The 12387-nt window shown below is 45.3% G+C and carries 13 protein-coding genes; 7 read left to right on the plus strand and 6 right to left on the minus strand.

Annotated features, from left to right (window positions below; translation table 11 throughout):
* Window positions 1-148 precede the first annotated feature (148 nt).
* On the plus strand, window positions 149-466 hold the full coding sequence (locus O9332_RS23660; RefSeq protein WP_071825013.1) for a phage integrase N-terminal SAM-like domain-containing protein: 318 nt from the start codon (window positions 149-151) through the stop codon (window positions 464-466).
* On the opposite strand, the gene murD is transcribed toward O9332_RS23660, so the two are convergent.
* A complete protein-coding gene (gene murD / locus O9332_RS23665; RefSeq protein WP_288027658.1) occupies window positions 396-1745 on the minus strand; it encodes a UDP-N-acetylmuramoyl-L-alanine--D-glutamate ligase in 1350 nt (449 codons plus the stop codon). The genes O9332_RS23660 and murD overlap by 71 nt on opposite strands.
* A 388-nt stretch (window positions 1746-2133) precedes the next feature.
* Here murD and O9332_RS23670 point away from each other — a divergent pair, with 388 nt between their 5' ends.
* Window positions 2134-3261, plus strand: coding sequence for a DUF3747 domain-containing protein (locus O9332_RS23670; RefSeq protein WP_002758734.1), 1128 nt, complete (start codon window positions 2134-2136; stop codon window positions 3259-3261).
* A 61-nt stretch (window positions 3262-3322) separates the two neighbouring features.
* On the opposite strand, the gene O9332_RS23675 is transcribed toward O9332_RS23670, so the two are convergent.
* Complete coding sequence (locus O9332_RS23675; RefSeq protein WP_288027659.1) at window positions 3323-3445, minus strand: hypothetical protein; 123 nt, start codon at window positions 3443-3445, stop codon at window positions 3323-3325.
* 73 nt (window positions 3446-3518) lie between these two features.
* Between O9332_RS23675 and prfB the strand changes: the two genes are divergently transcribed.
* Window positions 3519-4626 (plus strand): peptide chain release factor 2 gene (gene prfB, locus O9332_RS23680; RefSeq protein WP_288027660.1). Its coding sequence is split into 2 segments (ribosomal slippage): window positions 3519-3590 and window positions 3592-4626, totalling 1107 coding nucleotides; the frame shifts between segments, so codons are not numbered across the junction.
* 194 nt (window positions 4627-4820) lie between these two features.
* On the opposite strand, the gene O9332_RS23685 is transcribed toward prfB, so the two are convergent.
* Entirely contained in the window at window positions 4821-6239 is a 1419-nt protein-coding gene (locus tag O9332_RS23685; RefSeq protein ID WP_002758736.1) for an ATP-binding protein, read from the minus strand.
* Between the two features lie 139 nt (window positions 6240-6378).
* On the opposite strand from O9332_RS23685, the gene O9332_RS23690 reads away from it, so the two are divergent.
* Window positions 6379-6630, plus strand: a complete 252-nt coding sequence (locus O9332_RS23690; RefSeq protein ID WP_002739055.1) for a DUF8653 family protein — start codon at window positions 6379-6381, stop codon at window positions 6628-6630.
* A 95-nt stretch (window positions 6631-6725) separates the two neighbouring features.
* On the opposite strand, the gene hemH is transcribed toward O9332_RS23690, so the two are convergent.
* On the minus strand, window positions 6726-7889 hold the full coding sequence (gene hemH / locus O9332_RS23695; RefSeq protein WP_004163484.1) for a ferrochelatase: 1164 nt from the start codon (window positions 7887-7889) through the stop codon (window positions 6726-6728).
* 119 nt (window positions 7890-8008) lie between these two features.
* Between hemH and O9332_RS23700 the strand changes: the two genes are divergently transcribed.
* From O9332_RS23700 to O9332_RS23710, 3 genes are all read left to right on the plus strand, one after another.
* Window positions 8009-8632 (plus strand): class I SAM-dependent methyltransferase, encoded by a 624-nt coding sequence (locus O9332_RS23700; protein ID WP_041803792.1) that lies wholly within the window; start codon window positions 8009-8011, stop codon window positions 8630-8632.
* Between the two features lie 99 nt (window positions 8633-8731).
* Complete coding sequence (locus tag O9332_RS23705; RefSeq protein WP_288027661.1) at window positions 8732-9286, plus strand: YqeG family HAD IIIA-type phosphatase; 555 nt, start codon at window positions 8732-8734, stop codon at window positions 9284-9286.
* A 469-nt stretch (window positions 9287-9755) separates the two neighbouring features.
* Complete coding sequence (locus tag O9332_RS23710) at window positions 9756-10544, plus strand: ECF transporter S component (RefSeq protein ID WP_002758743.1); 789 nt, start codon at window positions 9756-9758, stop codon at window positions 10542-10544.
* A gap of 329 nt (window positions 10545-10873) precedes the next feature.
* Here the strand turns inward: O9332_RS23710 and ilvC are convergent, their stop codons facing one another.
* Both ilvC and O9332_RS23720 read right to left on the minus strand, forming a co-directional pair.
* Window positions 10874-11866, minus strand: a complete 993-nt coding sequence (gene ilvC, locus O9332_RS23715) for a ketol-acid reductoisomerase (protein ID WP_288027662.1) — start codon at window positions 11864-11866, stop codon at window positions 10874-10876.
* Between the two features lie 340 nt (window positions 11867-12206).
* Window positions 12207-12387 (minus strand): hypothetical protein (locus tag O9332_RS23720; protein ID WP_288027663.1); only part of this gene is annotated, 181 nt, incomplete at its 5' end.

Genomic DNA, 12387 nt, shown 5'->3' on the forward strand with positions numbered 1-12387 from the left:
ATTAGACCTCTTGCATAAATCCGAAAACAAACGATAGAAACAATAATGGGAGGGACTTTCAGTTAATTATTTATTAGTAGTTGATAATCTTCAAAAATGTTGCTGTACAAGGATCGACTTAAGACTTTTGCAAGAGGTCTATTGCCCGATGGAAAAACCTCCTAAAAAACTCCTTGAACAGGTTCGTGATATTATTCGCATCAAACACTATTCCTACCGCACGGAAGAAACCTACATCTTCTGGATTCGACGCTACACCTTGTTTCATGACAAAAGACACCCTAAAGACATGAGTAGTGCGGAAATGGAGTCATTTTTAAGCCATCTAGCCGTCAAGGAAAACGTAGCCGCCTCTACTCAAAACCAAGCCCCCCCATCTCTCCATTCCCCATTCCCTACAACTGTAAACACAACTGCCGGAAATGATCGCCGCGATGTTCAAAACTTTGGTATTGGTCAAAACTAGCGCAAGCGGGCGATAGTAAGACCACTTTAGCCGCTTTTGCTGTTCCTAGTTCAGCCGCGCGTTGAACTGCCCTGTCCATCGTTTCTACACATTCATAATCTTGATAACCTGCTGACTGTAAACGACGGGCAAAATCGGCGGCAGCGTCACCAATCAGCAGCACAGTGACGACTTTTGCCTTAATTTCAGCGATCCAAGCCCGATCATCCCCTGCTTTCGCTTCTCCCCCCGCGATTAAAATCGCCGGACTAGGGACAGATTTTAAGCCCACTGCGGCCGCATCGTAATTAGTTGCTTTACTATCATTAATAAAGTCTAGTCCTTTATAAGTACAAATATACTCTAAGCGATGGGCAACCCCGGGGAAAGTGGCGATCGCTTCGGTAATGGCTTTTTTCTCAATTCCTGCCAATCTAGCGGCGGCCACAGCCATAAGCAAATTCTGCTGATTGTGACTACCCACCATTTTCAGGAGATTAACCGGGGCAATTAATTCGCCAAAAGCCACGATCCAGTTATCTTGGAGATAAACACCACGACTAGGATCGCCCAAAAGCGCAGCTTTGCCCTGCACAGAAGTCCAGTAAGCTTGTTGCCATTGACTAACACCGATTTGACGCAGATAGGGATCATCACCGTTGAGGATTTGGCGATCGCTTCTTTGCAGTAAAGAAGCTTTAATCTGATAATAATTTTCGAGGGTTTGATGACGACTGAGGTGATCGGGGGTAAAAGTTGTCCAGATGCCGATTTTCGGCGATAAATCCCGACTGGACTCGATCTGATAACTACTAATCTCCGCAATAATCCAATCGTATTTATCGGCTTTTAAAGCCAATTCACAGGCAGCATAGCCGATATTACCGCAGGAAGGGGCATTTAACCCCGCTTTTTGAAAAATAGCGGCACAGAGGGCGGTGGTGGTGGTTTTGCCGTTAGTTCCCGTAATACCCAACCAAGGGGAAGATTGCAGATAACGCCAAGCTAATTCTAATTCTCCGATCGTATCGATGCCTTTTTCTCTGGCAGTAATTAAAATCGGGGCATCCCAAGGCACCCCGGGGCTAACCACGATAAGATTAGGCAAGTCCGAAGCCTCTAGACTGAGATTTTGACCAAGATTGACAATAATTCCTTCCCTTTCCAGATTGGTTTTGGTTGCTTGTAAACTGGGAGAATCAGAGCGATCGCTTAATGTCACCTGCCAACCATCCCGTTTTAAGCATCTTGCCGCTGCTATTCCCGATCTTCCCAATCCAATAATCGCCGCTTTCGCCATCTTGTTGCCACTCTACTCAAGGGTCAATTTTTAGCAATCTCTATCCTACTGTGGATTAGGTCGAGTAATAACTAGGGTTTGCGGCAAAAAGTTTTTCGGTGGGGGCAGGGTGTAGGGTGTGGGGTGTAGGGTGTGGGGTGTAGGGTTTTAGCGATTTTGAGGGGGTCAATTACCTAATTTTCAGGGAAAAAGTCCAGGGATTTTCCACCCGATCACTACCAGATCTGGTACTTTTTGGAAACCAAAAAGTCTAAAAGTTTTACCCAACAAGGTTTTTAGATTTATTGAGCAAACCCTAGCTATCTTCCAAGAAAACAAAATTCTCTGGCTTACGTCTAGATCGATAAAATAAATGCAAGTACGATCTCTATAACAACGCTCCCTATTTATGAATCTAAAATCATCCTTAAAATTTACCCTACTGTTTTCACTTCTGGGGGGTTGTCTCCTGACTACACCGAGTCAAGCAACTCTCTTTGAACAAAGAGAAGTTAATCAAGAAGATTTTATCGCTATTGCCCGACCCTACGGTAACGGTAAATACGATTTACTGATTTTGCAACAAATCCCAGGAAAACGCCAATGTTGGGCGGTAAATGGCACAGAACCGACCATTGTTCAGCCTCTGCTGCTCGATTTCGATTTTACCGGCAGTTGTGAACGGGCCACCGACAGTAACGGTTATTCCCTTCGCATTCAGGGCAAAGATTACGGTTTAGAATACCTGCTGCGTATCGTACAACGCAACGGGGAATTAGTCCTCGTGGGAACCCCCCGCAATCCCAGGCAATCGGAGGTAATTATTGGACGGACAAAAGGTTTAGGGACCGGTTTAATGCAAATTTATCTCATCGATGGCTGGCGCTTTACTAAACGCAGTCTAGCCGGTCAAAATCTCAGTCATATCTATCTAACTGCCGATAGTCCCAGTTTCAATCCTCCCCCGGAATTACTCGCAGGTACCCAATCGTCTATCCCCCCCACACCCCCCCCCAGAGAATCCGTCAAAGCAGAAACACCTGTTAATCCTGCTGCTAATCCCGAAGTGCGAGAATATACCTTTACCGCTGCAGAAACAGCAGTAGAGAGCAATCCTCAGCCAGTGGTCAATAATCCAGTACCAGAGCCAAATTTAACGCCACCGTCCCCAGTTACCCCTAATTTACCCCCCCTGACTCCTCCCAATTCTCAGAATAATAATGCAATTGTACCACCACCGCCACCGCGCAACCTAGGCAATCCCAGAAGTTTATCAGACGTAATCACTTTTAATCGAGCCGCCGCTAATCCCAGTAGTGGTAATATGAGCAATAGTAGTCGCCAAGGTTTTAAAGTAGTAATCGAAGCTAAAACCGAGAGCGATCGCACTAGGGTTCGTTCTCTCTATCCCGACGCTTTCCCCACTTCCCACCAAGGTCGTCGCGTCTGGCAAATAGGCGCGTTTAGTAGTCGCGATAAGGCTGAAAACGCTTTACAAAGTCTTGCTCCCCTGCGCGGATCGATCGTACCATTTTAGGGAACGCTGGAACTGCGGAACGGGGAACAGAGAGTGGATAAGGGAAATGGGGGAATTTCAACTAATACCCCAAAACCCTAAAACCCCAACTCTCAACTCCTGACTTGAAAGAGGGTGTAGGGTGTGGGGTGTGGGGTGTAGGGAAGGAAACCTCTTTCCTCTGTGGGGGTGAAAATTTTTTCATCGGGACTGACTCCCCAGACTCCTGACGTCTAGAGTAACTGATAACTGATAACTGATAACTGATAACTGAAAACATGGAAATATCGGAACTAAAAAAAGGTATCGAGATAGTAGGATTGCGCCTGGGTAAAACCCAGGACTATCTTTGACTTACCCACTTTAAGGGCCAAAATTAAAGACTTAGAACAGGTGGCGGCCGTCCCTACTTTTTGGGATAATCTCGATACGGCTCAAAAAACCCTGCAAGAACTAAATGAATGTAAATCTTCTTTAGAAACCTATCAAAGTTGGTGTGAACAATTAGAAGATACTAAGGCAATTATCGAGTTATTAGAATTAGAATCCGATCGAACTTTACTAGAAGAAGCGACGGACAATTTAACTCATTTACAGCATGACCTCGATCGCTGGGAATTGCAACAGCTTTTAAATGGTCCCTACGACGCAAAAGGAGCGGTTTTAACGATTAATGCGGGGGCCGGGGGAACCGATGCCCAAGATTGGACAGAAATGCTCCTGAGAATGTATTCTCGCTGGGCCGAGAAACAGGGTTATAAAGTCACTTTAGCGGAAATATCAGAAGGAGATGAAGCGGGAATTAAATCGGTGACAATTGAGATTGCCGGAACTTATGCTTACGGTTATCTGAAAGGAGAAAAAGGCACCCATCGGTTAGTAAGAATTTCCCCTTTTAATGCTAATGGTAAACGTCAAACCAGTTTCGCCGGGGTGGAAGTGATGCCAATTTTGGGCGATGATGCGGTGAGGGTAGAAATTCCCGATAAAGATTTAGAAATTACCACCACTAGATCGGGGGGAAAAGGTGGACAAAATGTTAATAAAGTGGAAACTGCCGTGCGTGTAGTTCATCTTCCCACAGGTATCGCTGTGCGTTGTACCCAAGAGCGATCGCAATTACAAAATAAAGAAAAAGCCCTAGCTTTATTAAAAGCGAAATTGTTAATTATCGCTCGGGAACAACAGGCTCAAGCGATCGCAGAAATTCGCGGCGATATGGTGGAGGCCGCTTGGGGCAATCAAATCCGTAACTATGTTTTTCATCCCTATCAATTGGTTAAGGACCTCCGTAGTAATGTGGAAACCACCGATGTTACCCGGGTAATGAATGGGGATTTAGATAGCTTTATTGAAGCCTATTTACGTTTGGGGGGTGCAGTTTAAAGAAATGTATCGCCGTTGTCGTCCACAAGTCCCACTCCCGTGTGGACGCGATGATAAAATCTCCTCTTGGAAAAATGTCGATTTGCGTTGAAGCACTTTTTTGCTCGCTGTATAAGGGTTTCGCCGATTTGACATCCCTAAAATGGATTTGCGTTGAAGCACTTTTTAGCATTTCCACTTCGCTCAAGGCTAGTCTAGGCCCAAAAGGGGAGATAACGAGCATAACGAGTTGATTTAGATTCAGATTCGTCAAGTTTAATCAGTCCTGCTTCTTTAGTTGCCCCAATCACTTGAGAAACAGTATTGTTTTTTGATTCATTTAAACAAAAGCGATTTCGTAAGGTTTGGTTAGACATCCGTTGATTATCGACATAGAGGAGACAACAGTGCTGATAACAAGCGCGAATACGGTCAGATTGACTCATTTTGCCAAAATCCTGATGAGCGAATAGGATAGAAGTTGTTCGGAGCTCACCTACTCTAAAATCTGGTGCGGGAAGTTGAAATTTCTCGGCAGCGGAAATAACTTTATCAATACCACTGCCCTTTTCTTCACAAATGCCAAAACGACGCATTATGTCAGCTAATTGCTCATTACGGGAGCGATATTCGTCTATAAAGCGTTCTACTTTGATAAAAGGAATACCAGGGTTAGAGATTTCTACTCGATCATCATACATTTCAATCATCACCGAAGCGCCTGTAGCGAGAAAGTCCTGATGAATCAAAGCATTGGCGATCAGTTCTCGCAAAGCTTGTGGAGGAAACATTTTCACTTCTTCCCTAAGAACCTCCTCGATGACGCGATTTTGAGGGGCTAAATCGTGGACAAAATTAACTAAACCATCAAAACCCACAGCATATCCCTTAGTTCCTGTCTGTTCCAGTCGAGTTTTAATTTTACCTGTTCCCTCATAGATAATCACTCGTGGTGCTTTACGCGCTAAGGTAGGGGAAAAGCTCTCAAGTTGTCTGGCCAGAAGGATGGCAGATAAATTAGGAATTGTCCAACCTTGTGGGGTTTTTTGCAGGAGTTGATCGCCTTGTAATCTTTCTAAAACAGCATCACGATGGCTAGGATAGGGAAGCTTGAGCAATTCAAAGTAGGTTTGGGTGTCTAATAGGTCAATAACCTCATCTGGACTAGCATGAGAACGAGCAGGTTGACAAAACCAATCTTGTTGATCTTCAGCAAAGATGCGCTTAAGCAGATCAGGTGTCATGGGTACTAAGTCTTCCCCTGCTCGCATTAGATAAGCACCTTCAAAGGCGATAGGTTGTCCTGTGGGACGGGTTGGCACTTCAAAAACCAAGACACGACCATCAGGGTGGGCCAATTCGGTGATTTCCACGCGCAAGCGAAGTTTTTGAACGATTAGCGATTTAATGCTGTTAATTTCTTCGGGTGTAGGAAAGGCTTGTGAACCAACAATTTTACGGGGACGTTTATCGGTAACACCTAAGATAAAATGGCCACCTCCTTCATTAGCAAGGGCGACGCAATATTTTAACAGTTTGATTGTATCAAATTGATTTTTAGTCTGTTTAAATTCTAGTCGCTCATTTTCCACTGGAGCATTTAACCAACCTTCTAGGGTCTCTAGGTTTATCATGCAGTAATCTCCTTCTGGGTGGGAATTTCCGTTTGGGGGGTAACAGTGCAGGTTATACTGATTCCTAAGATGAGAGCAGCTCTATTTTCTCGCAAATTCTGTTCTTATGCTATTTGTCCTCTACTAAGAAGAAAAATCAATGGTTATTATCGAGATTACCAATGTGGAAGAAATATTGAGCGCAAAAATTGGCTCTTTCGCCGCTAAAATCGTTCAAGCTCTAGCAGATGATGAAGGGAAAGTGGAAGAGGTTCTCATCAAAGAATTACAGGCTAATTTTCAGGAAAGGGGCATTAAAGCTAATCTGTTTAGCGTCACTGGGTTAGATATGCTCGGCAATGGCAGGCTAGAAGTTAACGTTAATGTTCGTTCTGCTAATATGATGTCCTAAGAGAAGATAAAATCGCCAATGGTTGGGTTAAATATAGTTAAACCCAACCTTATTTTGGTAGTTACCGTCAAAGGCAATGGCAACGAAGCTTGAGGTTATAATAAACCAACAAAATGTAACGGTCCTTGACCGGTAATTAATTCGATAATAATTGCCAGAAAACCGATCATCGCTAATCGGCCATTCCACACCTCGGCTGCCGTTGTCATCCCCCATTCCCAACGTTCCTGGGGATACATTTTCATATTCGCTTTCGGATGGGTAATTTGCTCGAAAGTGGTGGGTTTTTCCTCTAGGGATTTGACCACTAACTGGGAGAGAGATTCGATAAACATCGGGTGAGTGTTAAGAGCGGGTACTCGCTGAAAATGTTCAATTCCCGCTTCTTCCGCCACTTCTCGGTACTCTATATCGATTTCTTGCAGAGTTTCGATGTGTTCCGAGACAAAGCTAATCGGTACGACCAATAAATGCTTAATTCCCTGCTCTCCCAACTCTTTTAAAGCATCTTCAGTGTAGGGTTTTAGCCATTCCACTGGACCGACGCGACTTTGATAGGCTAAAGTGTACTGATTGGGTCGATTTAGCGTACGCATGATCGCCCTAGTGCATTCTTCAATTTGCCTTTGATAGGGATCTCCCGCTTCCTCCACATAACTTTGGGGGACACCATGGGCGCTAAAAAAGATATGTACTTGGTCAGGATTAGGACACTGCTCTAATTCTCGCGCGATCAGATCGGCCATAGCACTCAGATAAGTGGGATGATCGTACCAAGAAGGGATGAGAGTATATTCCGTCAAACGCAGATAGGGATCCTGCTGCCACATTTCCTCCAGCACACGAAAACTGGAACCACTGGTACTGATGGAAAATTGGGGATAAAGGGGAAGAATAACTAATTTTTTGATATGATCCCGTTTAATCCGCTCGATCGCTTCTTCGGTGAAGGGATTCCAATAACGCATCCCGATATAAACGCTCACCTCGCGCCCCATTTCCTTGAGACGTTGTTGCAGTGCCGTGGCCTGTGCTTCCGTAATCTTGAGTAAAGGGGAGCCACCACCAATCTGACGGTAATTTTCCTGGGATTTACTCGCTCTTAGCGTCGATATTAACCAAGCTAACGGTTTTTGTAATCCTTTGATCGGTAAACGGATGATCTCTGGGTCAGAAAAAAGGTTAAATAGAAAAGGACGCACATCCTCTAACCGCTCCGGCCCACCCAAATTTAATAATAAAACGCCAACGCGACCCATAGTGTTAACAGATAATTTTTAAATTTTCAGATTCTTTACCAAGTTTAACAATATATCGGTGGAACCGTTAAAACAAATTACAGACAATATCGAACTTAATCAAATTTTGGAGGTTGATCTTGGCGACAATTTTACGTCCCCTCAGTTATCAGTATCAATGGCTTTACGATGGTATCTCCCGTCTGGCTGCCCTAGCGGTGGGTGGGGAAACCCGTTTTCGGCAATTGGCCCTAGAAGGTTTAAAAATCGCTAAAAATGACCCTATCCTCGATCTCTGTTGTGGTGCGGGTCAAACCACCCGTTATTTAGTACCCCTATCCGATCGCTGTACTGGTTTAGATGTCTCTCCCGTGGCCCTGGAGCGAGCTAGTTTAGCGGTGCCGCAAGCGCATTATGTGGAGGGATTAGCCGAAAAAATGCCCTTTAATGCCGGAGAATTCGCCTTTGTTCATACTAGCGCCGCTCTCCACGAAATGGAACCGGAGCAGTTAGAGGAAATCCTCAAAGAAGTGTATCGAGTTCTCAGACCGGGGGGAATTTTTGCCCTCGTGGATTTTCATCGACCCACTAACCCGCTTTTTTGGCCTTCTTTGGCCCTATTTTTGCAATTATTTGAAACCCATACCGCTTGGCAATTTATCGATAGGGACCTGATCCAATCTTTACAGGCGCTCGGTTTTCGTGATTGTCAACAAAAATTATACGCTGGTGGCAGTTTACAGGTGATTCAAGCGGCCAAGTGAAGGGATCGGCCAGGCAAGATTTTCAGAGGCAGTCGGTCATTTATACTAAGTAGGGAAGCTGAGTTCGATCGACTCGGTGCCAGTTATTTTTGAGAAGTAATGACTAGAGCAAAAATTCTACAACCCGATTTAATTTTAGGGGATACGATTCTCGGTCTCAGTCTGGAGATTTTGAGTCGGCATCAGATTAAGGGATTGATTCTCGATGTGGACGATACCCTTGTTCCCCTCCAGGAAACGACGGTTTCTGAGGATTTACAGCGTTGGGTCGATTCCTTGCGTCTTTATCTACCGATTTGGTTGGTAAGCAATAATCTTAGCGAAAATCGTATCGGTGCGATCGCTGATAATTTACAACTTCCCTACCTTCTCGGTGCGGTGAAACCCTCTCGACGCAAACTCCGGCAAGCGATGGCAGCCATGAGTCTCCCCCCCCAACAAATTGCGATGGTTGGCGATCGCTTGTTTACCGATGTTTTAGCGGGAAATCGTCTGGGAATGTTTACCATTCTGGTGAAACCAATGGTAAATCCCTTGACGGGGGGGGCAGCTTATCCAATCCACGATTTTGAGGTGTGGATATCACAAATTCTCGGCGTTTCCCTCCATCCGCAGCATTACTTAATAAAACCTGACCAATCCTCACAGAAGTAAATATTAAAAAATAATTAAGTATAGAGGAAACGATGGAAAAGTAGGAAATACTATAGACAATTTGAAATGAGGTCAGCCGAGATAAAGACCTTAAATATATGAAAGTCAGTAGATAGAAGGTGCCAGTTTTTGCGGATATACGCCAAAAGCTGGCTCTACTGTTTTTGAGTTTTATCTGTTTGGATGTCATACTATAGCGGTTCTCACACTATGTGGCACAGTTAAACCTTTGCTGAACAAGCTTTTTAACATCGATAATGTACCTCTTGCGAACAGGAAACGCTATAAATCCAGTTGTTAAAGACTGATTATTTATTCTCCGTTTTGCATGGGTGCCTGTCCTGGTATGTAGCCCATACTCAACGGATTTAGGATCACATTACCGTGCGCTGTTATCGAAAAAATCAATAATTGCCCGAAGAAGATCAAACCAGAGGATGATAGAAAAGTTAGAATTACCCTTGCAACTATGACCCTAGATATTATCCCCGAAGGGGAAGAACGCAAAGTGGAAGCTGTCAGTAGTGCCGCCATTGATGGTGCGCCGATCGCCTATATTGTCGTCTTAGCCGCCATTGTCACCACCCTTTCTTTTATTCCCTTCTCCATTGTCCTCGCTTCTGGCGGTAGTATGCCCCTCAGTCAAGCGGTTTTTCCCCTCTTGGGTTGGTTACTCGGCCCGATCGCTGGAGCGATCGCTAGTGGCATTGGGTCCTTAATTGGGGCTTTCCTTGCCCCCTACACAGCAGGAATTCCCGCTATTTCGGTCTTTGGGGCGATTTTGTCTAGTTTTGTGGCGGGAACGATGGTTTTAGGCAAAAAACGCCGTTATTGGTGGTTAGGATTAACGTTAATTTTTCTGATTCCCCTGTTTATCTACGCTAACCGGGCGATCGGACTGAACGGCATTTCGCCACGAATCTTTATTGCCGGGGCTTTCGTCGATTGGTCAGCTTTGGTATTATTTATCCTACCAACCCGGACTCTTTTTACCCATTGGATCAAAGGCAGCAATTTGGCCCTAGTAGCGGCGGGAATTTTTGGGGGTACCTGGACCGCCAGCGGCCTCTCCCATTTAGGGGCCGTCGCCATTACCTACTCGATTTTTAACTGGCCCGAAGAAGTCTGGATCGCTTTAATTGGGATCGTTCCCCTAGAAAATCTGATTCGTTCCTTTGTCGGTATGGTGATCGGTTGTGGTGTGATTGCCGGTTTACGGGCGATCGGTCTGGTCAAATCACGAGAGGCGATCTACTAGACCTCTTGTAAAAATCAAAAATTGTTGTTAGGGTTAGGAGTCAGTAGCCGGTCGTCGGGAGTCAGGAGAAGAAAAAAGACAAGAGACGACTAGACTATGCATAAAACCTAAGATTATGTCGAATTTATCCGAGTTTTTAGATATTGTGACCCAATAGCGGCTCGATAACTTATTTTTGCAGGAGGGCTACTGAAATGGGAATACAGCAGTTATCTTAAATGGTGACATAGGAGGTTTTCCTTTTGGGGTGTGGGGTGTGGGGTGTCGGGACGGACGCAAGGGCAAGAATTGCCGCGTTGCGTCCAACCCCCCACCGAAAAAAAAGAGAACTAGCGTTTAAGCCAACTCATCATTGCCCGCAGGTCTTGGCCGACTTCTTCGATCGAATGTTCTGCTTCTTGACGACGCATAGCGGTGAAACCCGGTTTACCTGCTTGATTTTCGAGGACAAACTCTCTGGCAAATTGTCCCGATTGAATTTCCCCGAGGATTTTCCGCATTGCGGTCTTAGTCGCTTCCGTCACCACCCGCGGACCGCGAGTGTAGTCACCGTACTCGGCTGTATTGGAAATACTATCGCGCATTTTGGCCAAACCGCCCTCGACGATCAGATCGACGATCAGTTTCACCTCGTGTAAACACTCAAAATAGGCTAATTCGGGCTGATAACCAGCTTCCACGAGGGTTTCAAAGCCAGCTTTAATTAAAGCACTTAAACCACCGCATAATACTGCCTGTTCGCCAAAAAGGTCGGTTTCTGTTTCCTCGCGGAAAGTGGTTTCCAAAACCCCGGCCCGAGTGCCACCGATACCTTTAGCGTAGGCCATCGCTCGATCGCGTGCTTGGCCGGTAGCATCTTGATAGACGGCGAATAAACAGGGGACTCCTTGACCTTGTTCGTAGGTGCGACGGACGAGATGGCCCGGTCCTTTGGGGGCAACCATAACCACATCGACATTATCCGGGGGAACCACTTGACCGAAATGAATATTAAAGCCGTGGGCAAAAGACAAAACCTTGCCTGGGCTTAAATTCGGGGCAATTTCGTGGAGATAAATCGTTTTCTGCACTTCATCCGGTAAGAGGATCATGATCCAGTCGGCAATTTTAGCGGCTTGGGCCACATCATAAACCGGAATACCGGCTTCTTTGGCTTTGATTGCCGATTTACTGCCGGGATATAGACCAACAATCACATTAACGCCACTATCCTTGAGATTTAATGCGTGGGCATGACCCTGGGAACCATAACCAATAATAGCGATCGTTTTTCCCGCTAATAAATCTAAATTGGCATCCTCATCATAGTACATTCGTGCCATCGAACTCGCTCCTTAACTTCTTTTGTCACTGTGCAAACTCCTAATTATACGGGAAAATCACGCCCGTCAGAAGCATTTGAGCGCCGGTTTCCTGGAGTCACGAAAAAATAGTGTCTAGAAAAAATGAACTAGGCTAATCCGCTTCGCGCTTGATTAGCTTTGGAAACGCTAATCTCACAGATTTTGTGCTTTTGACGCTTCCTTTGGCAGACTTACCGTTTGAGTCCTGACGGCTCGACTAGGCAGCGGTTTTAAGCTAAACGGCGCTTAACCTGCATGATCCAACAGCTATAACCCTTTTGGAGTCTATATCGGTGATCCGAAGTAAAAGCCGTTTAGCTTACCATCCACGTCTGACGACGCTAGTTCCTAACACCGTGGCCAGCAATTCCAAATTCAAACGGTAGTGTAGGATACAGAATTGATTTCGCTTCTGTCCCTCAAAATAGAGTGAACGAGTTGCCCATTGGGTTTTGCAGGAATGGAAGTCCAAGATTTGAGTTTTATAGGGATGCTGAGCT

This window comes from Microcystis sp. LE19-10.1B, assembly GCF_027530565.1.
In the GTDB taxonomy this organism is placed as follows: domain Bacteria; phylum Cyanobacteriota; class Cyanobacteriia; order Cyanobacteriales; family Microcystaceae; genus Microcystis; species Microcystis aeruginosa.

What these genes read in the sequence shown, in the direction of transcription:
- O9332_RS23660 (WP_071825013.1), top strand. Translation starts at nt 149, where the DNA reads ATGGAAAAACCTCCTAAAAAACTCCTTGAACAGGTTCGTGATATTATT.
- murD (WP_288027658.1), bottom strand. Translation starts at nt 1,745, where the DNA reads ATGGCGAAAGCGGCGATTATTGGATTGGGAAGATCGGGAATAGCAGCG.
- O9332_RS23670 (WP_002758734.1), top strand. Translation starts at nt 2,134, where the DNA reads ATGAATCTAAAATCATCCTTAAAATTTACCCTACTGTTTTCACTTCTG.
- O9332_RS23675 (WP_288027659.1), bottom strand. Translation starts at nt 3,445, where the DNA reads ATGAAAAAATTTTCACCCCCACAGAGGAAAGAGGTTTCCTTCCCTACA.
- O9332_RS23685 (WP_002758736.1), bottom strand. Translation starts at nt 6,239, where the DNA reads ATGATAAACCTAGAGACCCTAGAAGGTTGGTTAAATGCTCCAGTGGAA.
- O9332_RS23690 (WP_002739055.1), top strand. Translation starts at nt 6,379, where the DNA reads ATGGTTATTATCGAGATTACCAATGTGGAAGAAATATTGAGCGCAAAA.
- hemH (WP_004163484.1), bottom strand. Translation starts at nt 7,889, where the DNA reads ATGGGTCGCGTTGGCGTTTTATTATTAAATTTGGGTGGGCCGGAGCGG.
- O9332_RS23705 (WP_288027661.1), top strand. Translation starts at nt 8,732, where the DNA reads ATGACTAGAGCAAAAATTCTACAACCCGATTTAATTTTAGGGGATACG.
- O9332_RS23710 (WP_002758743.1), top strand. Translation starts at nt 9,756, where the DNA reads ATGACCCTAGATATTATCCCCGAAGGGGAAGAACGCAAAGTGGAAGCT.
- ilvC (WP_288027662.1), bottom strand. Translation starts at nt 11,866, where the DNA reads ATGGCACGAATGTACTATGATGAGGATGCCAATTTAGATTTATTAGCG.